The organism is Paenibacillus sp. LHD-38 (genome assembly GCF_031157315.1).
Classification (GTDB): Bacteria; Bacillota; Bacilli; order Paenibacillales; family Paenibacillaceae; genus Pristimantibacillus.
Map to the genome: position 1 here is coordinate 62,358 of NZ_JAVIFU010000030.1, position 23,259 is coordinate 85,616.

Annotated in this window: 22 protein-coding genes; 5 read left to right on the forward strand and 17 right to left on the reverse strand. The window is 47.6% G+C overall.

Annotation, left to right across the window (positions count from 1 at the left end; translation table 11 throughout):
* Positions 1 to 178: 178 nt before the first annotated feature.
* The 8 genes from RCO25_RS22695 to RCO25_RS22730 all read right to left on the reverse strand — a co-directional run bounded on the left by RCO25_RS22695 (position 179) and on the right by RCO25_RS22730 (position 11,276).
* Positions 179 to 1,693: a glycoside hydrolase family 28 protein gene (locus RCO25_RS22695; RefSeq protein WP_308998402.1), complete on the reverse strand. Its 1,515-nt coding sequence runs from the start codon at positions 1,691 to 1,693 to the stop codon at positions 179 to 181.
* Entirely contained in the window at positions 1,690 to 3,270 is a 1,581-nt protein-coding gene (locus tag RCO25_RS22700) for a glycoside hydrolase family 43 protein (RefSeq protein WP_308998403.1), read from the reverse strand. The genes RCO25_RS22695 and RCO25_RS22700 overlap by 4 nt, the downstream gene beginning before the upstream one ends.
* On the reverse strand, positions 3,267 to 4,847 hold the full coding sequence (locus RCO25_RS22705) for a glycoside hydrolase family 43 protein (RefSeq protein ID WP_308998404.1): 1,581 nt from the start codon (positions 4,845 to 4,847) through the stop codon (positions 3,267 to 3,269). The genes RCO25_RS22700 and RCO25_RS22705 overlap by 4 nt, the downstream gene beginning before the upstream one ends.
* On the reverse strand, positions 4,844 to 5,977 hold the full coding sequence (locus tag RCO25_RS22710; RefSeq protein WP_308998405.1) for a glycoside hydrolase family 88/105 protein: 1,134 nt from the start codon (positions 5,975 to 5,977) through the stop codon (positions 4,844 to 4,846). The genes RCO25_RS22705 and RCO25_RS22710 overlap by 4 nt, the downstream gene beginning before the upstream one ends.
* A gap of 39 nt (positions 5,978 to 6,016) precedes the next feature.
* A complete protein-coding gene (locus RCO25_RS22715) occupies positions 6,017 to 6,895 on the reverse strand; it encodes a carbohydrate ABC transporter permease (RefSeq protein WP_308998406.1) in 879 nt (292 codons plus the stop codon).
* Positions 6,896 to 6,921: 26 nt separating this feature from the next.
* Positions 6,922 to 7,836 (reverse strand): ABC transporter permease, encoded by a 915-nt coding sequence (locus tag RCO25_RS22720; RefSeq protein ID WP_308998425.1) that lies wholly within the window; start codon positions 7,834 to 7,836, stop codon positions 6,922 to 6,924.
* Positions 7,837 to 7,970: 134 nt separating this feature from the next.
* On the reverse strand, positions 7,971 to 9,509 hold the full coding sequence (locus RCO25_RS22725) for an extracellular solute-binding protein (RefSeq protein ID WP_308998407.1): 1,539 nt from the start codon (positions 9,507 to 9,509) through the stop codon (positions 7,971 to 7,973).
* Positions 9,510 to 9,773: 264 nt separating this feature from the next.
* Positions 9,774 to 11,276 carry an extracellular solute-binding protein gene (locus RCO25_RS22730; RefSeq protein ID WP_374992150.1) on the reverse strand — a complete coding sequence of 501 codons (1,503 nt, stop codon included), beginning with the start codon at positions 11,274 to 11,276 and terminating at the stop codon, positions 9,774 to 9,776.
* Between the two features lie 171 nt (positions 11,277 to 11,447).
* Between RCO25_RS22730 and RCO25_RS22735 the strand changes: the two genes are divergently transcribed.
* Positions 11,448 to 13,754 carry a helix-turn-helix domain-containing protein gene (locus RCO25_RS22735; protein ID WP_308998409.1) on the forward strand — a complete coding sequence of 769 codons (2,307 nt, stop codon included), beginning with the start codon at positions 11,448 to 11,450 and terminating at the stop codon, positions 13,752 to 13,754.
* A 132-nt stretch (positions 13,755 to 13,886) separates the two neighbouring features.
* Here RCO25_RS22735 and RCO25_RS22740 read toward each other — a convergent pair whose 3' ends face one another.
* The 6 genes from RCO25_RS22740 to RCO25_RS22765 form a co-directional block, all read right to left on the reverse strand.
* Positions 13,887 to 14,783, reverse strand: a complete 897-nt coding sequence (locus RCO25_RS22740) for a response regulator (RefSeq protein WP_308998410.1) — start codon at positions 14,781 to 14,783, stop codon at positions 13,887 to 13,889.
* Positions 14,784 to 14,789: 6 nt separating this feature from the next.
* On the reverse strand, positions 14,790 to 16,076 hold the full coding sequence (locus tag RCO25_RS22745; protein WP_308998411.1) for an ATP-binding protein: 1,287 nt from the start codon (positions 16,074 to 16,076) through the stop codon (positions 14,790 to 14,792).
* A gap of 162 nt (positions 16,077 to 16,238) precedes the next feature.
* Entirely contained in the window at positions 16,239 to 16,889 is a 651-nt protein-coding gene (locus tag RCO25_RS22750) for an amino acid ABC transporter permease (RefSeq protein ID WP_308998412.1), read from the reverse strand.
* 15 nt (positions 16,890 to 16,904) lie between these two features.
* The gene (locus RCO25_RS22755; protein WP_308998413.1) at positions 16,905 to 17,558 is read right to left on the reverse strand and encodes an amino acid ABC transporter permease; all 654 of its coding nucleotides are present in this window, start codon (positions 17,556 to 17,558) and stop codon (positions 16,905 to 16,907) included.
* 147 nt (positions 17,559 to 17,705) lie between these two features.
* Positions 17,706 to 18,551, reverse strand: a complete 846-nt coding sequence (locus tag RCO25_RS22760) for an ABC transporter substrate-binding protein (RefSeq protein WP_308998414.1) — start codon at positions 18,549 to 18,551, stop codon at positions 17,706 to 17,708.
* Positions 18,552 to 18,570: 19 nt separating this feature from the next.
* Positions 18,571 to 19,299: an amino acid ABC transporter ATP-binding protein gene (locus RCO25_RS22765; protein WP_308998415.1), complete on the reverse strand. Its 729-nt coding sequence runs from the start codon at positions 19,297 to 19,299 to the stop codon at positions 18,571 to 18,573.
* A 291-nt stretch (positions 19,300 to 19,590) separates the two neighbouring features.
* Between RCO25_RS22765 and pdxR the strand changes: the two genes are divergently transcribed.
* Positions 19,591 to 21,030: a MocR-like pyridoxine biosynthesis transcription factor PdxR gene (gene pdxR, locus RCO25_RS22770; protein WP_308998416.1), complete on the forward strand. Its 1,440-nt coding sequence runs from the start codon at positions 19,591 to 19,593 to the stop codon at positions 21,028 to 21,030.
* A 58-nt stretch (positions 21,031 to 21,088) separates the two neighbouring features.
* On the opposite strand, the gene RCO25_RS22775 is transcribed toward pdxR, so the two are convergent.
* Together RCO25_RS22775 and RCO25_RS22780 are read right to left on the reverse strand one after the other, a co-directional pair.
* Positions 21,089 to 21,223: a hypothetical protein gene (locus RCO25_RS22775; protein WP_308998417.1), complete on the reverse strand. Its 135-nt coding sequence runs from the start codon at positions 21,221 to 21,223 to the stop codon at positions 21,089 to 21,091.
* 42 nt (positions 21,224 to 21,265) lie between these two features.
* Positions 21,266 to 21,424: a hypothetical protein gene (locus RCO25_RS22780; RefSeq protein ID WP_308998418.1), complete on the reverse strand. Its 159-nt coding sequence runs from the start codon at positions 21,422 to 21,424 to the stop codon at positions 21,266 to 21,268.
* Positions 21,425 to 21,831: 407 nt separating this feature from the next.
* On the opposite strand from RCO25_RS22780, the gene tlp reads away from it, so the two are divergent.
* The 3 genes from tlp (at position 21,832) to RCO25_RS22795 (ending at position 22,944) form a co-directional block, all read left to right on the forward strand.
* On the forward strand, positions 21,832 to 22,047 hold the full coding sequence (gene tlp / locus RCO25_RS22785) for a small acid-soluble spore protein Tlp (RefSeq protein WP_308998419.1): 216 nt from the start codon (positions 21,832 to 21,834) through the stop codon (positions 22,045 to 22,047).
* Between the two features lie 193 nt (positions 22,048 to 22,240).
* The gene (locus RCO25_RS22790; RefSeq protein WP_308998426.1) at positions 22,241 to 22,399 is read left to right on the forward strand and encodes a hypothetical protein; all 159 of its coding nucleotides are present in this window, start codon (positions 22,241 to 22,243) and stop codon (positions 22,397 to 22,399) included.
* A gap of 59 nt (positions 22,400 to 22,458) precedes the next feature.
* Positions 22,459 to 22,944, forward strand: a complete 486-nt coding sequence (locus tag RCO25_RS22795; protein WP_308998420.1) for a hypothetical protein — start codon at positions 22,459 to 22,461, stop codon at positions 22,942 to 22,944.
* Positions 22,945 to 23,041: 97 nt separating this feature from the next.
* Here RCO25_RS22795 and RCO25_RS22800 read toward each other — a convergent pair.
* Positions 23,042 to 23,259, reverse strand: a 218-nt coding sequence (locus RCO25_RS22800; protein ID WP_308998421.1) for a transposase, incomplete at its 5' end; no start/stop codon positions are given.

Consider the following 23,259-nt stretch of genomic DNA (forward strand, 5'->3'; position numbering starts at 1 on the left):
AAAAATGACATGCGGTATCCCGCATAGTAAGAATGATCTCTCTAGTCCCTGGGCCTGCCATCCCCCCTTTCACTGTCCCTTTGATGAAATAAATAAGGATCACCGCTATATGGCTGCCGAGCCAATAGTGTGATCCTCTTCACTTATGCTGCTTCATTCAACTCAACTGCTCATGCTGTTAGGGGAGAGGGACCAGCTTAATGTTGGCGGAACTGCTTCCTGTAACCCGAATCGGAGAATGAACGCTCGCATCCGTCGTTTCGCCTTGCCAATCAACCATTTCTACATCTTTGCATTCATGAAAAGAAGCCAGCGGTCCTTCCGTCACTTGAAGGCGGATGTTGCGAAGCTTCAGCCCTGCGGCAAACCTGCATATCACGCCTCGCCCGCTTTGGACGACCGCATTTTCAAGCAAGCAGTCGCTCAGCGGCATCTCCGCAAGCCCGTTAACGAGCAAACCGACCGACGCTCCAGAGCAATAAATATTCCGCATCGTAATTTTGCGGAAAACAGGCGTTCCTTCATCGACCGGGTGTTCTGTGTCGTCGAATCCTTCTGAGCCTTCCACGCCTTGATAAAATAAATGAAACGATATCGCTTCCAGCCCGATATCCTTCATGCGGATGTTCTCGATGCGGATATTCTCCACGATCCCTCCGCGTCCTCTCGCGCTTTTGAAGCGGAGACCGATATCCGTCCCCATAAATTCGCAATCGGATACATGGATATGATTGACCCCGCCAGACATTTCGCTGCCGATTACGAAGCCGCCATGACCGTGATAAACCTTGCAGTTCGTCACCGTGACATATTCACAAGGCATGGCTAGCTTGCGGCCCGCTTCATTCTTGCCGGATTTCATGCAAATGGCATCATCCCCGACATCGAACGAACAGCTGTCGACCGTGACGAAGCGGCAGGAATCGATGTCGAGTCCGTCCCCATTTTGCGAATACCAAGGATTTCGCACCGTCGCATGGCGTACCGTTACATGCTCGGACCCCCAAGGATGCAGGCACCATCCCGGCGAATTTTGGAACGTCGGTCCATCAAGCAGCAAGCGCCGACAGCCTCGCAGACTAACCAAAGCCGGTCGAAGATAATCTCTTACTGCGCTATATTTCGCCGGGTCAAGACTGCCTGCCTGCCGCAATCGGCTTATTTCCGCTTCGCCATGCATGGCCTGAGCGGTTGGCCACCATACTTCTCCCTCAGCATTCTCCGCAACCACTCCGCCGGATGCGATCCGTTGTTTCCACTGCAATGCCGTCATCTTCATCCGCTTGACCGGCCGCCATGCGTCGCCGCTGCCATCGAATACACCTGGTCCAGTAATCGCGATATCCTCAAGATTTTCCCCGTCAATCGGCGCGCGGCAGCGAACGGCGGGCTGACCCTCGAATTGCGATAACGTTAACGGGTACTGCTCGAAATCACGACTAAATGTGACGAGCGCTCCCGATTCCGCGTGGAGCTCAATTCGGCTTCGCAGGACGATGGGGCCGGTGAGCCATAATCCTGCCGGTATGACGACGCGCCCCCCGCCTGCTTCATCGCATGCCGCAATCGCGCTTGCGATCGCTTCCGTATTGTCCGACCTCCCGTCTCCAACGGCACCGAATTGCATAATCGAAAAGTCGCGTTTCGGAATTCGCGGCAGTTCAACCACAGGAAACGACTTCATTCCGCTCATTGGCCAAGCACCTCCTCCGGCGCGCTTACGCGGAACCAATCGGCATCGATGTATCCGCCCTGTCCCTGCTCCCCTCGATGAAGAGCGAAGATCCCCGCCTTTGCGCCGACCCAGCGGCTCTCGCGCGCGATAAATGGCGGTGAATCAATGGGGCGATACAGCTTTCCATCCTCGCTGTAAGCAAATACACAGCTTGCTTCCAGGCGGACGGAAACCCGAAGCCAGACGGTGCTGGTGTTCAGTTTATGGCTCGAAATGCACCGCTCAGCTTCTTGATCCCCTTCCGTATAATGAAGCGAAAGCCCGCCTTCTTCCTCGCGGCAAACCGAGAGGTAGGCAAATGCAAAGCCGAACATGACAAGACCCGCAGCATCGCCCTTCTTCAATTCGGAGCAGGATAGCTTCACCGTCATATCAAATTGCTCCGCCGGGAGCTTCTGAAGCAGCAGCTGCGGCACATCAAACAACGTTCGACTACATGCAGGAATCGGCAGCGAATGCAATCGGAGATGGCTCTCATGCGCCCCCAGCTCATACCAACGGTGATCCGGATTGGCTTGCCACTGCCATTGTTTACCTAGCAGGCTCCCGTTAAATTCATCGGAAGCAGCGGGAACTGCAATCGGCGAATTCACCCTAACCTTCGGCTTCGGATATTGAATAACCGGTTCGCCGATCCCGTCTCCATTCGTATCAATCCCCATGAACGGCCAATCGTCCTGCCAAACAACCGGTTGAAGATGTACGATTCGTCCATAAGCGCCTTTATCCTGAAAATGCATAAACCAGGATTCGCCTGATTCAAGCTCTACTAAACCTCCTTGATGCGGTCCATTAACTACGCTATCCCCTTGATGAAGCACGATCCGATCCTCATAGGGACCGTAGACCGCTTCGGAGCGCAGCACCGTCTGCCAGCCCGGCTTAACGCCTCCTGCCGGCGCAAAGATATAATAATAGCCGTTTCGCTTGTACATTTTCGGGCCTTCCATCGTCGGATGCCCTTCCGTTCCGTCAAAAATAATCTGTCCTTCGTCCAAGAGCCTGCTGCCGTCCGGTGCCATTGCGCACAGACGAAGCTTATGCTTTATGCCGCAGCGGCTGTTCGCGAACGCATGCACGAGATAGGCTTTCCCATCCTCATCCCAGAACGGGCAAGTATCGATGAGCCCTTTTCCTTCCTGCAGCAAATGGAGAGGTGTCCATTCGCCGGCCGGATCGTCAGCCGTGCTCATGAAGATGCCGACATCGGGATCGCCGTAGAACACCCAATACTTTCCGGCATGATACCGCAGACTCGGCGCCCATACGCCGTTACCGTGCTGCGGATGGTCATAGCCCGGCAGCGGCATTTCCCTGATAACATGATTGATCAAAGTCCAGTTGACCAAATCCTTAGAATGAAGAATGGGCAGCCCCGGGAGATGGCCGAAGCTTGAAGCCGTCATATAGAAATCGTCCCCTACGCGGATAACGTCCGGGTCCGAATAATCGGCATGAAGCACCGGATTGCGATACGTTCCGTCTCCTTGATCGGAGACCCATGGCTCGCGGGATTTATTTACAGTTTCTGTCATCTCTCTCTCCCTCCGTATTCAAACCAGTCAAAATCCACAAAATTGTCGCTAGCCATTCCGCTCGATGTGGCATACAGCCCCAAATAAGCTCCTACAAAACCGCCGGCAACATCCGAGCTGAGCAGCCTGCCGTCAACGTCTTCCGCGAGTGTCTCCCATTGCCCGGACAAAGCGGCATACTGGAAACGATAGCTTTGCTGTTCAGCCTCGATTTTGAAGTACAACTTGTTGCCGCTCCATTCCCGTGCCGCCAATATTTGTTCCGCCCCGTCCTTGCGCTCGACTAACCGCAATAAGCTCGAACCGCGAACCTTCGTATACTCGAAACGCAGCATATATTCATGGTTTTGCAGCAGCACCACGCCCGCCGCCTCGCCATCCAGCCCCGGAGTGAACTCCATCACCGTACGAGCCGCAAAGCTCATATGCTGCTGCCGCCTTCCGACGAAGCTAGGGTTAACCGGCTGGGCGATCGACTCCGGCTTCAGCCGCAGCCGGAGAAATCCCGGCCTGTCCGTTAGGCTCCAGAAATCGCCGCGAGGCGTGCGAATGAAATTCCAGCAGTCATCCAGCTCTCCGCTGTCGAAATGGTCGCAAGCGGGCTTAGCAGGGAAACGATGCTCCGGCAAATTCGGCCTGCGGGATTGCAGCTCCACTACCCCTTTGCCCGGATTGACGACCGGCCAGCCGTCTTCCCATTCGACCGGCACAAGAAACGTCTCCCGGCCAAGATTGCGGTAGGGCCCGCCATAAGGACGCGAGGCGAGGCATACCATCCACCATTCGCCGGCCGTCGACTCAACAAGATCGGCATGCCCGACGTTCGTTATCGCGTATTCCCGTCCCAAATGACGATGCGTCAATATCGGATTTGATTTGCAGCTCTCGTACGGGCCCGTCACGGAGATGCTTCTTGCGACGGTTACGGCATGGGTAAATCCGGTGCCGCCCTCGGCAATCAGCAGATAGTAATAGCCGTCTTTCTTGTAGATATGCGGTCCTTCTTGGGCATGGGCGTTTTTTAGCGCTCCATCCCATAAGCTGTATTTTTCGCCGATCAGCCTTTTGCCCTCGATATCGAACTGCTGCAGCCATATTTCCATATGCTTTGGATACTGCTGTCCGCTCGGAGGGACGCGATTCGCCATCACGTAAGCCCTGCCGTCGTCGTCGAAGAAAAAAGAAGTATCGATGCCCGGGGCATCCGTCAGCCAGACCGGATCGGACCAGTCACCTGCCGGGTCCTCCGCTGTCACATAGAAATTACGGCGAGCTCCTGTCTGGCTGACGACGAATGTCGTGATCATATAGAATAAACCAGCATGGTGACGGATCGTAGCTGCGTATATCCCTTTGGAGCAGGGCGTGCCGTCCAGATCCAGTTGAGAAGGCCGGTCAAGCACATGGCCCAGCTGCTGCCAATGGACGAGATCCTTGCTGTGAAACAAAGGGACGCCCGGGTAATATTCAAAACTTGAAGTGACCATATAATAATCTTCGCCAACCCGGCAAATCGACGGATCGGGATAAAAGCCCGGCAGGATTGGATTGTTGAACGTTTCTTTCGAGTGGCTCATCCCTTGGACCCCTCCCTGCTCGCATACCATGATTCCATCTCGGTGCAAGCCAGTATAAAAGCGCCTACGCCATGCAGGTCGTTCTCACTGACGGGTCTGGCAACGTAGTAGTCATATTCTCCCGCAGAGGTGCCAATGCAAATATCCGGAACGATGATGCCCAGGTCATCCTGCTTAAGACGGGCAATAAGACCTTCATACCCTTTCCAGGCCGCATTCATCTGTTCCCCGTCGATGCATCCGTGCTTTGCGGCTTTGGCGATCGTATAGACAAACAAGCTGGTACAGGACGTTTCGAGCCAATTGTCAGCCCGGTCTCCTTGATCGACCACCTGATACCATAGACCGCTTTCCGCATCCTGAAACCGAATCAGTGCCGTCGCGAACATGCCCAGCGCTTCCTTCCATTCCATTGCGGCAGGATGCGAAGCGGGCAAACGATCGAGAAAGTCAGCCAATGCCATTCCGTACCAGCCTAATGACCGGCCCCACAGCTCGGGTGAGCATCCGGTTGCCGGATCGGCCCAAGGGAATTGCCGGCTTTCGTCATAGGCATGAAACAACAGGCCTGTATCTTCGTCGGTCATGCGCCTCCGCATGAGCCGCTCCCATTCCGTTACCATAGCAATCAAGCTTTCATCGTCATAGCGATTAGCATATTCAAGCGCGAACACGCCGCCCATATACAAACCATCCAGCCACATCTGACGCGGATATTTGTCTTTATGCCAAAACGCTCCCTCCGAAGTACGGTTCAACGTGCCGAACAATCCTCGAAGCTTCTCGATCGCCGTGCGATAACGCGAATCGCCAAGACCGTTATCATCAAGAGGGAACAGGAGCAAGCCCGGCATAATGGCATCCAGTTCATCGCGTGCAAACAGAAAATTGCCATATTCATCGATTAAATGATCCACATATTGCTTGGGATAGTTCCGGTATGCTTCATTGCCGGTTCTTGACCATACCTGCAGCATCCCATGAAGGAAAATGCCTTGATGGTAATGCCATCTATTCTCAGGAGGAAGCTGCGGCGGGGTATAGCGGGCCATTAAGGAATCGCAAGCGGCTTGCGCCCACTGCAAAGGCGTGAACGCGGCTTGAGCTGCCACAAGGTTAGTATAATTCATCGAGCCAAATGCTCCTTTCGTATTGAAACCGATTACGGTTTACCCTTTTATCGAACCAATTAGCGCGCCTTTGGCGAAATGCTTTTGCAAGAACGGATAGACGATTAGAATCGGCACCGTGGCGACGACGATAACAGCCATCTTAATGGTCTGCTGCGGCGGCATCACATAGCCGTTGCCCATATCCGACGTATCGCCCGCAAGTCCGCTCGCCAGTACGACGATTTGCCGAAGTATAACCTGTACTGGCCACTTGTCTGCATCGTTCAAATAGAGAATGGCCGGCAAGTACGTATTCCAATAGTTTACGGCATAGAATAAGGAGATCGTCGCAACCGCCGGCATGGAGAGCGGAAGTACAATTCTTGTAAAGATCGCCCAATAGCCCGCTCCGTCCATCTTCGCCGACTCTTCCAAACCATCCGGCAAATTTTGAAAAAAGTTTCTCATGATGATGAGATTGAATGCATTGACAGCCGTCGGAACGAACAAGGAAGTATAGGAGTCAATTAGCCCCATTTCCTTAACGACCAGGAAGCTGGGAATCAGACCGCCGCTGAAAAGCATCGTGAATACGACGATAAAGTTGATCGTTTTTCTGCCTAATAGCTGCGGCTTGGATAAACCGTACGCCATAAACGATGTAAGCAGCATGCTGAACAGAGTTCCGGCAAACGTCACGCCAACCGAGACGCCAAGTGACTTAAAGATTGTATTCGTTGAAAAAATAAAACGGTAAGCATCCAGCGACCAAACCGTCGGGATAATAACGAATTGCTTGCGGGCAAGCTCACCCACAGTCGTAAAGGAGCCTGCTACGACGTTGATAAACGGTAAAATCATAACAAGAGCTATGATGGACAGCAGCGCATAGTTAACGGTGTCAAAAATCCGTCCGCCTAATGTTTGATCCTTCATTCGTGGTGTGTCCTCCTTTTCATTTATTAATAAACGCCTTCTTCGCCTGCTTTCTTGGAAAGCCAATTCGCACCCATCACGAGGATGAGTCCAACGATTGATTTGAAAAAGCCTACCGCCGTACTGTAGCTGTACTCGCCTTGCTTCAAGCCAGCCGTATAGACATACGTATCGAAAATTTCCGCTACCTCTCGGTTCATCGAGTTCAATAGAAGATAAATATGTTCGAATCCAAGCTCCAGCACATCCCCGATTTTCAAGATGAGCAGAACAATAATAACGCTTCTAATCGACGGGAGGGTAATATGCCAGATTTGGCGCAATCGGCCGGCTCCATCCATCCGCGCCGCTTCATACAACTGCGGATCGATGGCTGCCATTGCCGCCAAATAAATAATCGTTCCCCATCCGGCTTCACGCCAAATGATTTGCAGCACATACATTGGACGAAACCATCCGTTGCTCATTAGAAAATTGATTTTCTCCAAACCCATCATCACAAGCAGCTCATTGATCAGCCCTCTATCCATGGAGAGCATGATGAACGAGATCGATACAATAATCACCCATGACATAAAATGCGGAATATATACAATCGTCTGTACAAATCGCTTAAAGAAGGAGTGCCTTACTTCATTCAGCATAACCGCGATAATAATCGGAACCGGAAAGAAAAATACTAGATTCAAAGCAAATAATATTAACGTATTGCCCAAAATCATAAAGAAATCAGGCTCTTGAAATAATCGGGAAAAATGCTCAAACCCTACCCATTCACTGCCGCCGATCCCTTTATACGGCTTGTAATCCTGGAAGGCAATCGCGATCCCTCCAATAGGCACGTATTTGAAAATAATAAAGAACAGCAAACCCGGAATAATCATCAGATAGAGCGCCCGGTCTTTCCACACTTGTCCCAATCTGCCTCTCCTTCGTTTCATCCGCGAAGCCGGAGCCGCAGCTGTCCTGACCGTTGCTTCATTCATGCATAACCCATCCTTTCTCAGCAGGACTTAAAGGAGGCTGCTCAATCAACAGCCCCATATGCTTACTGCTTCCATGTTATTTTTAATCGCTATTCGTTCGAGTTGTATTCTTCAATCATTTGCTGTCCGCCATCTTTCAACCACTTTTCGACCGCAGCCTGGAATCCGGCTTCGTCAATGTCGCCCAGGATGTATTTATAAGTAGCGTCTTTGATAATCTCGGAGAGGCGGACTCCCTTCTCAATCTTCGTCTTAGACTCCAGTGCAACCGTTGGGTCAGTGATCAGAATACTTTCATTGTCTTTAATCAGCTCTTCGGACTTCGCTTTCACCGGCAGCGGGTACGTCGGATCAAGCAATTCGGCAATCGTGCTCTGCCCGCCGATTTGGAAGCTCAGATATGGCTTTGTTTCACGATTTGTCAGCTTCGTGTCTTCGGAAGGCACCACAAGGTTGTCTTGCAAAGTGTAATGCTCTCCCTCGATGCCCCATTGCACGACATTGGAAAGTTCAGGCGACATCAGCTCGTTGAAAAATGATAATACTTGCTTCAGTTCTTCTTCCGATTTGACCGCCGATTTAGGGAACAGGAATACGGAACCGTAGCCGGCTGTCGACCAGATGCCTGTGCCTTTCGGACCTTCGATGCGGTTCTGGATATCCAGCTCGCCGGCGGCATTGATTTCCTTCACTTTCGGATCCATGCTTTGCACATCGCCCAAAGCGCCGATGTATACCCCTGCTTTGCCCGTCGCGAATAGATTTTGTTGATCGTTTTTAGCCGTTACTGGAAAATCCTGATTGATCAATCCTTCTACATGCAGCTTCTTGAAAAAGTTCATCGTATCCATATATTCAGCAAACATAAACTCAGGAGCCAGCTTGCCCTCTTTCTCTCCCCAGCCGTTAGGTGTTCCGAAATAGGAACTGACTGTCTTGAACGCGCCGTAAATCAAATCGCTGCGATCCGTCAAACCAATCGTATCTTGCTTGCCGTTGCCATCAGGATCCTGCTCTTTAAACGCCTTCAGCATGTTGTACAACTCATCGATGGTTTTTGGAGCGGCTAACCCCAATTTGTCTGCCCAGTCTTTGCGGAAAATAATGCCTTGGCGGGAGAGTACAGATTCACGGTAAAGCGCATATATCTTGCCGCCTACCGAGGTATTATTCAGAACATCCTTGTTCAGCTTTGTCAAATTTGGAAATTGATCGATGAACGGTCCAATCTCCCAAAATTGTCCATCCTTGATAGCGTCGCGGAACAAACCGAGCGACTCTGCGTTTTTCAATTGAACGGCTTGCGGCAGGGATCCTGTCGCGAAAGCAGCATTTAGCTTGTCGTCATAGCTGCCGTCAGGTACCCATTGAATATCCAGTTGCGTATTTGTTTTCTCTTCAAGTAGTTTTTCGATCTTGTCGGAAGGAACCTCCGGCTCATGCAAGTCCAGCATGACGGATAATTTGAGTGGCTCCGCAGGTTTCTCCGTACTTTGCGCAGCACCCTCATTAGGCTTCTGCGTCGCTTCAATATTTTTTGTTTCACCTGCATTGTTATTGCCGCATCCAGCTACAAGAGCCATTGATACAGCAGCGGCAGCTAGTACGATTGCACTTTTTCTCTTCATTCGGCTGACCTCCGTTTTTTGTTGTTTCCGTTGCCTCATCAATATAAGCGTACAGTCGCCATTCCGAGAATAATCTCTGGATATGTTGCTGCAAACCCTTGCTGCTGCTGCATTTCGCCGTTTGCCCAAGGTCAGATCAAATGCAAGGATTATGCTGATTATTGGGAAGAACGCAGTCCGATCATGCAAAAAAAACATGTAAAAGGGCCTTGGCAGAAGCGATGGCATTCGCTCTGACAAGACCCTTAGGATACGTCTATTAGATTATTGATCTTGCTGCTTGCGGTACGCCTCGGAAAATTCCTCGATCACCTTCGCGCCGCCTTGTTCCTTCCACTCCGCTATCGCAGAATCGAAACCTGCTTCGTCGATCTCTCCGATTATAAAATTATATGTTGCGTCGCTTATGATCGTCTGCAGCATTACACCTTTATTGTTATACGTAACAGACTCTAACGATTCCGTTGGATCATGGATCAATTGTTGGTCATTATCCTTCACCAATTGCTCTGCCTTCACTCTTGTCGGCCATGAATAGCCGACATCCAGCAGGCCTGGAATCGTACTGTGCCCCCCGATCTGCAAAGCGAGGTACGGTCTGACCTCTTCACTGAGACGGGCATAGTCATCGGAAGGAATGACTTTTCCCTCCTCCACCCTATAATGCTCGTTCTCCATACCCCAATAGATCATATTGGCAATTTCCGGTTCCATCAATTGATCGAAGAAGGCAAGCACTTCCCTGAGCCTATCTTCTGTGGGAATTGCCGATTTCGGGAAAAGCACGATCGAGCCATAACCCGGCGTTGACCATATGCCGTAGCCTTTCGGGCCCTTTACACGGTTCTCAACGTCAAGACTCGCTTCCGGATGCTGTTCCTTCAATTTGGCATAGAGGCTGACAACATCGCCTAATGCGCCAATATATACGCCGGCTTTGCCGTCAATGAAAAGCTGCTGCTGATCCACCTTCCCCATCACGGGAAAATCGACGTTCATTAATTGCTCTTGATGGAGCTTACGGAAAAACTTCATTGTTTCCATATATTCGGTAAACATAAATTCGGGCTGCAGCCGTCCATCATTTACTCCCCATTCATTCGGCGTACCGAAATAAGAGCTTACTGTCTTGAACGCTCCGTAGATGAGATCGTTTCGATCCGTTAATCCTATTGTATCCGCCATGCCATTTCCATCCGGATCATCCAGCGTGAACCGCTTGATCATCGTGTACAACTTATCGACTGTGGCAGGCGACTGCAGCCCCAGCCGTTCTGCCCAATCCTGCCGGTAGATGACGCCTTGCCGGGACAGAGGCCGCTCCTGATACAGACCATACCATTTGCCGTCAACGGCTGTATTGCTCAATACCTCACGATTAAGACGTTTCAAGTTCGGATATTGGTCCAGCATGGTGCCGATCTCCCAAAACTGACCATCGCGAATGGCGCTGCGTAACATAACAAGCGAAGCGCTATTTTTCAGAAATACCGCCTGCGGCAAACTTTCAGTCGCAAGCGCGGCATTCAATTTTTCCTCATAGCTGCCGTCAGGGACCCATTGTATGTCGAGCATCGTGCCCGTCTTCTCTTCCAGCATACGTTCTATTCGGTCCGGAGGAACCGTCGAAGTATGTAAATTGGCTAATATTGAAATGGCTGCCGATTGGCTGCCTTTCTTTTCATTCTTCAATGTTTTAACATTATTGTTGTCGTCCCCTGCACGAGCACATCCACCCGCCAGCAGCAAAATAGTGATAAGCAGCATACAGCAACGCCACCGATTCCTTCTCACTCGCGCTTACCTCCTAATTTTTAGCCTTGAGGTTCCAAATCAACTCTATTATCTATGGATGTCGTTTTTTTGTACAGCATTACTTGTGCCTGTTCCTTCATTTGAGTAGAATGGAAACATCATCTGTTTGAAAGGCTGATTGGAATGAGGAAGCACAACTTATATACCAAAATGCTGCTTTTCGGTTGTTTGACCAGCATTTTGCCTCTCTCCGCGCTCGGATTTTTCTCTTATATGAAATCTTCCAATTCCATACAACAGCATGTCAATGAAAGCAGCATTCAAATTATGAACCAATTGAACGGCAATATCGAGCAGGTGCTGCGAACCGTCGACTACACGCTGAATTATGTCATAAATACGAATCAGCTGCAGGAAGCCTTGTACCGGCCTATTACGTTCAAGGATTTCCAGCTCTATAACCAGCTGAAGGAAGAGCTTAGTTTGCTGCAATCTCCCGACACCCGCGTCACGGATGTCATTCTCGCCAATTCGGCATCGAACTGGGTCATTAACAATCGCGGTCTCTACAAATTTGATGAACACGCTTCCAAGGAAGAATTGCTCAAACTAATCGAGAGGCCAGGCAAAAGCACCGACTGGCTGCTGCTGGACTCCACCGACATCGGCTCAAGCGATACGTCAAGCTATGGCTGTCCCTATACGGTCGCTTTGGTCAAAAAAATGCCGCTGCATACCACGGACAAAAGAGGCGTCGCGATTGCGACCATTCCGAGCTGCAGTCTTGCGAAAATAATGGATTCACCGAATGAAACCCGCGAAGTCATGGTGCTGGATGAGAATTACCGCATTATTGTTCATCATGATCCTTCAAAGATCGGAACGCTTCTAACGGACAACGGAACGTTGAAAGAAAACGATCTTGCGGAAATTTCCGGCAAGTCCGGCCAATTCCGGAATGATCTCATCTCGGTTACCTATGTCCGTTCCGATTTTAATGGCTGGATCTACGCCAGCTTCACCGACCTTGCCGAGGTGTCGAAGGAAGCGAGGTCGATCGGATGGTTCACTTTCTATGTGTGCCTGCTCATTATATTGCTCACGCTTGTTCTTGTCTGGCAAGGCAGCAGAAAAGTCTATTCTCCTATTCGCACGCTATTCCAGAGTATTGCCAACCGGCTGCCTGAGATTTCAGAGTCGAATAAGAACGAGCTGCAATTAATCGACGAGCATATTCGCGACCTATTCCACTCCAATGAGAATTTACACCATGAGGTGAACCAGAACAGCCGGCAAGCCCGCACTTATTTTCTTATGAAATTGTTCCAGGGACAGGTAAGCGCTGCGGAGATCAACGAGAAAATTCGATTGTTCGGCTATGACAAGCAAGTATCCAACTGGGATAATCTAGCAGTTCTAACGCTGCAGATCGATATTTTGAACGAAACCCGCTATGAGCAGAAAGATCTCGACCTGCTGCTTTTCGCGATTACAAATATTGTTGAGGATACCGTGCCTGCCTCTGACCGTCTCCCTCCGGTCATCGTCGATCAAACGCAAGTGACGTTATTCGGGAGCGGCAATCAATCACTTGATGAGTTCAACAACCATCTTTATAAACTGACGGAAACGATTCAGCTGAGCATGAAGCAATATCTTGATCTCGATGTCAGCATCGGCATCAGTCTGCCATTCCACAGCCTGAAGCAAACGACGCGCGCTTACCAGGAAGGTCTTGAGGCGCTGAAGCATCGTCTGAAGCTTGGGAAAGGTGTGATTATCCCTTATTCCAGCTTGAATGCGGGCAAGCATACGCGCGTCTACTTCTATCCCGTACAACTTCATAATGAGCTGATTGACGCGATTAAGCTCTCTGATGAGACTCGGGCGTCAGAGCTGCTCAAGGAATGGCTGGGTCAGGTATTTCTCAAAGAGAGGGAGCCTCAGGATTACCAGATTTCACTCGTTCGCTTGCTCAATGATCTGATGATCGTGATGCAGGAAATCGGTATGCAGATCGATAAACGGAATATCCGGGGGTCAACGCTATACGAGGAGCTGATGCAGCTGTATGTCGCTTCAGAAATCGAAGCCTGGTTCGAGAAACGAATCATCCATCCATTGATCGCCGTCTTCCGCGACCGTCAGGAAACACAGTACCAGAATATATCGGAGCAGATTATCGAGATCATCCATCGCGAATACGGTACGGCAATTACGCTCGAGGAATGCGCCGCAAGGATGCATTACAATGTTTTCTATCTTAGCAACGTATTTAAGAAAGAGACGGATATGACCTTCAGCGAATACTTGTCCCAGTACCGGTTGAATCTCGCGACCAAATGGCTTGTCGAGACGGACATTTCTATCAAGGAAATTGGCGAGCGGCTTACCTTTACCAATTCACAGAACTTCATCCGGGCGTTCCGCAAGCAGGAAGGGATGACGCCGGGACAATACCGCAGCAAATATATGCAGCCGGAATCTTAAACGCTTGTAAGCTCGTTCTTTTGCTGATTTGCAATCCTTGCCCTATAAAACAAGAAAGCCGCAATTTTGCGGCTTTTCTTGTTTTTCCCGTGGCATACGCCTTTCCGGTATTCTATTTTTGTTTATCGGAGATTATTTATATTGCTGGTTTCTTCGGTTGTCGAGCACTTCTAAGTAAAGCACCTGCAGAAACTTTTTGATATTAACCTTTCCTTTTCCCGGCTGACGCTTTTCATCGATCTCTTTCATTTTTAAACGGATATCTTGAAAATCAAAATAGAGCGGAGCATAATGCTCAAATTTAGGATTGCTGTAGTCCGTAAGTCCAATGTTGGCGAGGTTTGAAACAGCGCTCATTACCGCACGGCGTATCCGCTGCTCTACAGCTTTAACCTCTCTTGCAGGGTCGTGATGGGTACGGGCGGTAATCTCATATAACTCTTTTAGAGGAGGAAGCGACTCTACTTGATCATGATGAATAAGGTGTTCAATGATTTCAATCATGTCTTTGCTTCCGAGTTCACCGACTATTCCCATGTCCCTCAAAATAGGCTGCATGATTTCTCGAACCGACTGTTTTCTCTGGAGGTTCCCTACATTCGTATTCAAATTGCTAAGCTTTGCCATAGAGTCCTTGATTTCATTCAAATAACGCCCAATTTTCCATTGCTCATTCACTTTGGACAATACAGCTTGGACTTCTATCCGATTAATAGGTTTATGAATATAAAATTCGATTCCCGCCTGATAGGCTTTGCCAATCATTTCTTTATTTTCGATTTGTGATATCATGACATATTTTCCGCAATAGCCTTTTTGCTTTAGATGGTTTATAGTCTCAATTCCATCCTGTTCCGGCATTAATAAATCAATCAGCAAGACGTCGGGATTCGCGCCAAGAACAGCTTTTTCCCCTTCGCACCCATTTTCCGCCGTAACGACTACCTCGCCCAGCCAGCCTTTCTCGATGATGCTCTGCAGCATTCGTATGCATACCGCATCATCATCCACAATACCAAATGAAAGCATTGGTCATCACACCCCTAATCTCAATGTATTGGTCGAAAAAGCCACAACAAAGGTTGTTTCTCCTGACTGACTAGAGGTATGCAAACTCAGCTTTCCTCCTGATGAATGCACGATATCGCGAACATGCGACAAGCCGATTCCGGTAGCTGCACATCCCTCATCATTAAATTTAGTCGTAAATCCCGGTTCAAAAATAACCTCCTTATTCTGCTCCTCAATTCCTGTTCCCGTATCGGAAACGACCAATACCGTTTTATCCTCCTGTTCATAAACCCTGATACGAACCATACCCTCTGTATCAATGGCCTCCACTGCATTTGAAACCAAATTGTTAAGCACGGTTAACAGCGGAATAAAGTGGGCTGTAGAATAATCAATGTCTATCCTTTTTTCGTAATGAACCTCTTTCTTTAACATTCTACTATAGCCGGAATTTGATTGAATAACAAAAATAACGATTTCCGCAATGGTCATATCGGAAGCCGTTTCCCGATTGAATACCTTAAGCAATCCAGCTAGAATACGTTGGGAGTCCTTCTTCACCTCATGAATTTGCTGTGTAATTTCCAGCATGGCTCGGCTAATGTCTTTTTCTCCGGCGCCACTCAGCTTACAATACAATTCATGACTTTTGGCTGTAATTTGCTCCATCGTATCCATTGATTTTTTCAAGTAAAACACTTCTCCGTACAGGCCCGAACCGACATTAAGCATTTGCTCCATCCGTTTTTGCTGTTCGTTATGAACGACGCGCATCTGACTTATGATCATACTGCTGTAAATTCCAACCACAAAGATGCTCCGAACTACAGAGGTTACTCCGATCAACCACAACTGACCCTTATAAAGATATGCTACATCAAAAAGAATACTGCGAGTCAAAAGCTCTATTTCATTCGATATAAAATCGATAATTGCGATCATGCAAACGAGAAGGAGCGGCTGGCGTTCTGGTAAATTGCCTTGAATCCGCTTCATTCCGATTGCAAAAATGAGATAGTATAGCGCCGCCGATAAGTGGGTCTGCAGACTTCCGGAGAGAGAGAACGTATCATACGAAACGAATCCGTCTAAGACAGATCGAAAAACAAGCACCGTAACCCCCGTAACCATCCCCGTATACACATAGGGCAGATGCCGCATTAACAGCAGGAAAAGCAAAAAAGCGCTGCTTCCGAGACCAATACGGAACATTTCTCCGCTAAAGGGCGTAATCTTGAATTCGCCTGCTATCGCTGTCACCACAGCAACCAGTATCATTTGCATCCCGACGTTAGTCAAATATCTTCGCAAATAATCCCCTCCTGTTACAATCATTGTAAACAACGGGATATTATTTTCATAGATATTTGTAAAGAACGGGTGATCCGTAAAAAGACTGACCTCTCATGAAGTCAGCCATGCGATTCATCTATACGCTTATGAAATCGCACTTCTTGTGACGATCCCTTATTATTAAACGATTTTAGTCTCCAGTCGTTTTGCAATTAAGGATAAGGCGTAGTTAACAGTAAAGTATAGGACAGCGGCTAAGAGAAGAACCGGAATGACATAATGATTATTTTGCCCGATAACAATTTTCGATTGGTTCATAAGTTCCGGTAATGAAATAACAACGGCCAATGACGTATCTTTTAGTAATGATATAAATTGGCTTACGAGCGGAGGCACCATACGACGAAGCCCCTGCGGCAGAACAATATGCCAGAGCGTACGCATGTAGCCGAGACCCGATGAACGAGCTGCTTCAATTTGTCCTTTTTCGATGGAATTCAATCCGCTGCGGACGATTTCGGAAATCATAGCCCCTTCAAATAATGTCAAAGCAACAATCGCGGCGTACACCGGACCAAGCTGAATGCCAATATCCGGTAAAGCGAATCGCGCGAAAAAAATAATGAGCAGCAGCGGCAAATTGCGCAGCAATTCTACGAGCAGGGCGAGAATCGGTGATAGAACAGGCACTTTCATATAACGAATGATTCCGACAATAGAGCCAAGTACAAAGCTGAAAATAATAGAAAAAAACGCCACTTTGAGCGTCATGTAAAAGCCATCCAAAATAAACATTAAATTCTCGATTGAAAAAGCATTGGCGAAATCCATCTGTTCTCCTCCTCTCTAACTATGTTTAGCCAGTCTGCTTTCCAAATAATGCGCCACGTAGCTCAAAGGCAGAGTCAGCACCAAATAAAATACAGCAACAAAAATATAAGTATCAAAGGTCGCATACGTTTTGCTGGCGATTCGATCGCCGAAATACATGAGATCCAATCCCGCGATAACACTGAGCACCGACGAATTTTTAACTAAATTGATAAACTGGTTGCTAAGCGGAGGAATGACAATTTTGATCGCTTGCGGAAGAACAACATGTCTCATCGTTTGCACATATGTTAATCCTGAGGACTGTGCCGCTTCCGTCTGCCCCTTTGGTACGGCCATGATTCCCGCTCGGATGGCTTCCGCTATAAAGGCTGCCGTATATACTGTCAGCCCGATTGTCCCGCATACGAATCCGCTTAGTGTAATACCGAGCGCGGGTAAGCCCCAGAAAAAAATATATACAACCAGCAGCAGCGGTATGTTGCGAATAAATTCGACATAGACGGTCCCCCCCCATCGCAATGGCTTGATGGACGAAATACGGAATACCGCAATGATCGTCCCTAGTACGAAGCTGCCGAGCAGCGCAATAATGCTGGAATAGATCGTGTTGATAAAGCCTTCCATATAGAAGTCAAAGTACTCTGTTAAGATCGAGAAATCCGGCATGGTTTATCCCCCTTGCAAATCTGACCTACTAGCGGCAACAGCTGTTTTGTGATGAATTATTAGCCTATTTATAGAGGTAAAACTTATAAATTCTTCTATTTAAAAAAAGGGCGGCCGCGGCCACCCGTTGGTGTTGTCATTGGTCTGCTACTCAGACGGCGCTTCTCCAATCCAGTTCTCATAGATCTTCTTGTATTCACCGCTCGAATTCATCGCTGCCAGCTCTTTATTGACGGCATCCACCAGCGCTGTCTCCCCTTTCTTGATCGCAATACCGTACGGCTCGTCGGTGAACGGCTCGCCAACCACTTCATACCCGGCATCTTGTGCCATCATTCCGTACAGGATCGCATTATCCGTTGTCAATACATCGCCTTGACCCGCTTTAAGCGCAGCGAAGGCATCCTGGTAATTATCAAATTCAAGCACGGTTGCATCCGGCGCTTTCTCTATAATATTGTCTACGGAAGTGGAGCCCTTTACGGCCAGTACTTTTGTACCTTTCGAAATGTCTTCGATGCTTTTAATCGCACTCCCCTTTTTCACGAGCAACGACTGTCCTGCTTTAAAATACACCTCTGAGAAATCGACTTGTTCTTTCCGCTCTTCCGTAATGGTCATTGTTGCAACGATTAAATCAATTTCATTGTTATCCAGCATCGGAATCCGGGTCTTCGAAGTAACTTCCTTCAGCTCAAGTTTAGTCTCATCTCCTAGAATCGACTTCGCCAGCGCTTTCGCTATATCCACATCGAAGCCTTCGACTTCATTGTTCGCAGGATTTTTAAGGCCGAAAAGCTTCGTATCGTATTTCACGCCGACAACCAGCTTGCCTCTGCTCTTGATCTCATCAAGCAACGAGGCTTCCGCTTCTGAGTTCCCGTTCGTTGATCCTGAACTATTGTTCGCCTTCTCGTTCCCGCACCCTGCTAATACACCTACCGACATAACGATCATCATTAAGGTAACGGACAACCATTTCTTTGCCATCATTTCGAATCTCCCCTTTATCCTAATGATTTAATACACGATTTAAAAATAAGCGAGCCCGCTCCTCGCGCGGATTGGAAAAGAACTCTTCGGGCGTTGCTTCCTCGATGATATGTCCCTTATCCATAAACACGACTCGGTCGGCTACTTCCCTCGCAAAACCCATCTCATGCGTGACAACAACCATCGTCATCCCCTCATTAGCGAGCGCCTTCATAACATCCAATACCTCACCAACCATTTCAGGATCGAGGGCGGAAGTCGGCTCATCAAAAAGCATCACCTGCGGCTTCATCGCAAGTCCCCTCGCAATGGCTACACGCTGCTGCTGTCCTCCTGACAGCTGAGAAGGATATTGGCCCGCTTTGTCCATAATCCCAACCTTCTCTAAATAATACATCGCGGTTTTTTCAGCCTCCTGCTTCGTCAAACCAAGCACCTTCATAGGAGCTAATGTAATGTTATCGATTACTTTCATATGAGGATACAAATTGAAATGCTGAAACACCATTCCAATATCCCGTCTTAGCTTGTTAATATTCGTCCTCTTATCATTGACGGTATGACTGTTGATGATCAGATCACCGCTTGTGATGGTTTCCAAGCGGTTAATGCACCGAAGCAGCGTACTTTTTCCGGAACCGGACGGTCCTACTACGACTACGACTTCTCCTTGCTCAATCTCGAGATTAATATCCTTGAGCACATGGAAATCACCGTAATGCTTTTCAACCTGCCGAAATAAGATCATTGGTCCCCTCCCCTCTAATCTCATCAACTAACATTTGTCAGATGTAAGTTAGATAACCTCACACTAATACTACAGGCAGACTACGAGAACTTATAAAATCCTACATTTTACTTAAATATTTTTCTGTGCCACATTGCATCTGTACATATGTTTTTGGATAGGGTACGTTAAGATTAGGACGAAATTGACGATAATACCAAATGGCGATAATGCCTAATCAGGAAGCAACGACATCATTCTGGATTTGGCTCTATCTTGATAACTATTCTGATAAAAAGGCGTTGAAAGCTAATGTGGAGACCCGATCGTTCGAATAAAAAACCTTTATATCAGCAAATTGTCGAACATATTGAACGGAGAATTTCATACGCCGAGTTACCGCCCGGCAGTATCCTGCCCTCCGAGAGAAAACTGGCGGAACAACTAGGCGTGAATCGAAGCACTGTCATTCAAGCCTATGAAGAATTGCGCGCTTCTGGTTTGGTGGAGAGTACGGTTGGCAGCGGTACTTACGTAAGCCGCACAAAGTGGGGAATTTCACCGATGCAAACCCCTAACTGGCGTCAATACACGGAAGGCGGGACATTTCTGCCTAACCTTCCTCTAATGAGACGTATTAGAGAGGTTACTCTAAGTGATCCATCGGTTGTTAATATGGCTAGCGGTGAATTATCTTCTGAACTGTTTCCGAACGAAATGGTATCTGATTTGTTACAAAAACAGCGATTCCAAGAGCATCTTGGTTATGATGATCCTCAAGGCTACGATCTTTTAAGGAAATCGCTTGTTCATTCCTTAAAGGAGTACAACGGAATCAACACAATGGAGTCCTCTATCCTCATCACATCCGGATCCCAACAGTCATTATATTTAATTACCCAATGCCTTTTATCGCCCGGGGATGCTGTTGCCATAGAAGACCCTTCTTATTGTTATTCTTTACCCATGTTCCAATCAGCAGGTTTGCGCATCTTCCGTTTGCCAGTCCGCGATGACGGTATCGACCCTGATGATCTTATTCGTCTATATCGTCAACATAGAATCCGTATGGTATTTGTAAACCCGAATTATCAAAATCCAACCGGTACCCTACTTAGTGAAGATAAACGCAGACGCTTACTCCAGGTTGCCACTGAATTACGAGTGCCTATCGTGGAAGATGATCCGTTTAGTTTAACTTCCTTTAGCGGAACAATACCGGCCTCTCTTAAGTCAATAGATACAGACGGTATTGTCCTTTATATCGGATCACTATCTAAAGTGGCCGCTTCGGGGCTCAGAATTGGTTGGATGATTGCCCCCCAATCCGTAATAGGCCGTTTAACTGACGCCCGGCAGCAAATGGACTTCGGACTAAGTATCGTATCGCAATGGGTCGCGGAACGGCTGTTAACATCAGAACATTTTGATCGGCATATTATTCATTTGAGGCAAGCATTAGATCAAAGACAAAAAATGATGGTTAGATCATTACAGAACACGCTTCAAAAAAAAGTAACCTTTACACCTCCACAAGGAGGATTAAATCTATGGTGTAAAATAAACCAGCCTATAGATGATACAAGGTTATTGGAGGAGTCGATCAAGAGGGGAGTCGTATTTGTGCCTGGAAGTGTTTACGGTTCAGAGCCGGGTTACGTACGGTTTAGCTTTGCTAAACCGAAACTCGAAGAGATTCAATTAGGAATTAGCGCATTTTCTGCTGCGCTTGAAATGTTCCGCAAGTCATAAATATTGTTCAAATGAAGAAATACAGCCTTTCTCTTAATTAGAGATAGGCTGTATTTCTTTATTGACCATCAATCCGGTCGTCATGGTCTTCCCATCTTTTCGAATAAGCTTTATTCGTAATCCAAAACGTGATGCATGACAAAATAACAACGATGATAGCCGAAAAAATCCAAACGCTTACCGGTACTTGCATACCGCTTCTCCTCCTTGTCATATCGATTGCTCTCCAGGTCAGCTAGGACTTGAAGATAACGTTATCTTTTTTCACGAGCAGCTTTACTCCATGCTGCCGCGCTTCAAACGAATATTTCTCTATTTTTTGGAAAGCGGATTCCTTGTCAAAAAGAATCGGAGCAGCCTGTACAACAGCAACCCGAACGTTCTGTTTCCCCATAATGATCCCCATCCAATCCTAAATATTGTTTCCCATTGTGTCGTTTATATTAACGAGCGATTTCGATAATCATGGCACCCACGCAACCAATGTTAATAGAATAGATCTGTTTATAGGAATTGTAACCGTCCAATTCCGAAAGGAATAACCCATCCACTTTGTATTTTGAACTACGTGCAACTAACATAATGAACCAGTTCACATTCATAAACTTACTCAGTTGATCCTAAAAATGGGGAGGATTTCAATTCTTAAGCACAAGCGCATAAGCCGCACATCAAAATCGGCCAAGAAATTGCCAAATGAACAAAAACAGGATATTTATTCCGATTACTTTTTGTTGGCATAACCATATTAGATTTGGGCCATCTTAACAAAGTATTATTGCAAGGAAAGGAGGGATTACTTTGGCAAAACCAGATAATCGTGCGGATAATGCCATCCATTTGCAGCAGCATATCGACAATACCGAAGCTAATTTGCAAGAAGCAGAGCAGTACTTAAACGAATTTGCGGGTGAATTATCAACAGAAGAGAAAAATACGATCGAAGCCAAAAACGAACGACGCAAAGAAAGCATTCAATCTTTCGCTGCGGAAAAGCAGGATGAGGCTGGGCAGTAAGAGCTTTGTTTCTTAAAAACAGCGCAACAAAGAAAGAAGGAACTGCCAATAGGCCGCTAAGCCATTTGGACAGTTCCTTCTTTATATGAGAACGGGTTTAATCTCTTTCAAATGTGAAGCATGAATAAGACTAAGTTTATTTTCACAAATATAAGTGTAACTAAACGTATAGAAAATGCAGGAGGTGCTCGCTTTGAAGGTCATGATTTCCGCTTCGGAAGCAATGGAAAAAGGGGTATGGAAAGAGATCATACGTCTCTTCGGCAGAGATGAAGATGAGGAATTTTGGCCCCAAGAGGAATTTATATTATCGGAGGAGCAAGCGCTTCGCTTGAATCTAATAAAAAAATAAGCGTGAATAGGACAATTTACATCCTTCATATCATGTAGATAGGGAGGAGGAGGATATCTATGCGCTTTACAGTCCGGTATATCCCTTTGAGCAAGATCAAGCCGGATCTCTCCACCAAAATGACCGCTCGTATCCGTAGTCTTCGAAGAATGATGTGGGACTGTATGAATCTGTTAGTTGTGCGAAAAAACCGAAAGGATGGCAGTTATACCATCCTTATTGGCAACGACCGTTACGAATTTCTTCGCAAACATACCAAAAACCTATTCGCGCCTTGTTTGGTTGACGAAAGCAAGCCCAAAGCACGGCTTCGAACTTGGTTCGACCAGGTACAGGCCAACCTTAGCTCGAGTCATGCTCCAGACCGAAAGACTCTCCGTATGAAACCGGTCGCTTGGTTAATTATACAGGACTTCCTAAAAGCAGATCCCCGTTTCAAACAGCTTACCCTAAGCGAGAAGCTTCAAGTATCGATGCTTGCCATTCGTTACAAGGATACTGTCATGGCATCCATGAAAACGAAGATTGATCATCTGTCATCGTGACGACTCCCCCTGCCTAAAGGCAGGGGCTTCTCAGATCATTGGGATTCGTAACCTCACCCCTCCTTGAAGGCTCCGTCCGAGCCTATGCTTTTCATGGCTACGATACTAAAGCGCGTTGCAAAATGTTTCGTGCCGCGTTCACATCGCGGTCAGCGACATATCCGCACGGATCACATCGATGCGTTCGAACAGCCAACGTCTTTTTCACCATCTCACCGCAACTGGAGCATTGCTGAGACGTGTTTCGCGGATCAACTTGAACAACTGTACGACCGGCGCTTTCAGCCTTGTACGTAGTGAATTGAACAAGCTGGG

Coding starts and splice junctions, on each gene's coding strand:
- RCO25_RS22695 (WP_308998402.1), bottom strand. CDS start 1,693: ATGAGCGGAATGAAGTCGTTTCCTGTGGTTGAACTGCCGCGAATTCCG.
- RCO25_RS22700 (WP_308998403.1), bottom strand. CDS start 3,270: ATGACAGAAACTGTAAATAAATCCCGCGAGCCATGGGTCTCCGATCAA.
- RCO25_RS22705 (WP_308998404.1), bottom strand. CDS start 4,847: ATGAGCCACTCGAAAGAAACGTTCAACAATCCAATCCTGCCGGGCTTT.
- RCO25_RS22710 (WP_308998405.1), bottom strand. CDS start 5,977: ATGAATTATACTAACCTTGTGGCAGCTCAAGCCGCGTTCACGCCTTTG.
- RCO25_RS22715 (WP_308998406.1), bottom strand. CDS start 6,895: ATGAAGGATCAAACATTAGGCGGACGGATTTTTGACACCGTTAACTAT.
- RCO25_RS22720 (WP_308998425.1), bottom strand. CDS start 7,836: ATGAAACGAAGGAGAGGCAGATTGGGACAAGTGTGGAAAGACCGGGCG.
- RCO25_RS22725 (WP_308998407.1), bottom strand. CDS start 9,509: ATGAAGAGAAAAAGTGCAATCGTACTAGCTGCCGCTGCTGTATCAATG.
- RCO25_RS22730 (WP_374992150.1), bottom strand. CDS start 11,276: ATGCTGCTTATCACTATTTTGCTGCTGGCGGGTGGATGTGCTCGTGCA.
- RCO25_RS22735 (WP_308998409.1), top strand. CDS start 11,448: ATGAGGAAGCACAACTTATATACCAAAATGCTGCTTTTCGGTTGTTTG.
- RCO25_RS22740 (WP_308998410.1), bottom strand. CDS start 14,783: ATGCTTTCATTTGGTATTGTGGATGATGATGCGGTATGCATACGAATG.
- RCO25_RS22750 (WP_308998412.1), bottom strand. CDS start 16,889: ATGGATTTCGCCAATGCTTTTTCAATCGAGAATTTAATGTTTATTTTG.
- RCO25_RS22755 (WP_308998413.1), bottom strand. CDS start 17,558: ATGCCGGATTTCTCGATCTTAACAGAGTACTTTGACTTCTATATGGAA.
- RCO25_RS22760 (WP_308998414.1), bottom strand. CDS start 18,551: ATGATGGCAAAGAAATGGTTGTCCGTTACCTTAATGATGATCGTTATG.
- RCO25_RS22765 (WP_308998415.1), bottom strand. CDS start 19,299: ATGATCTTATTTCGGCAGGTTGAAAAGCATTACGGTGATTTCCATGTG.
- pdxR (WP_308998416.1), top strand. CDS start 19,591: ATGTGGAGACCCGATCGTTCGAATAAAAAACCTTTATATCAGCAAATT.
- RCO25_RS22775 (WP_308998417.1), bottom strand. CDS start 21,223: ATGCAAGTACCGGTAAGCGTTTGGATTTTTTCGGCTATCATCGTTGTT.
- RCO25_RS22780 (WP_308998418.1), bottom strand. CDS start 21,424: ATGGGGAAACAGAACGTTCGGGTTGCTGTTGTACAGGCTGCTCCGATT.
- RCO25_RS22795 (WP_308998420.1), top strand. CDS start 22,459: ATGCGCTTTACAGTCCGGTATATCCCTTTGAGCAAGATCAAGCCGGAT.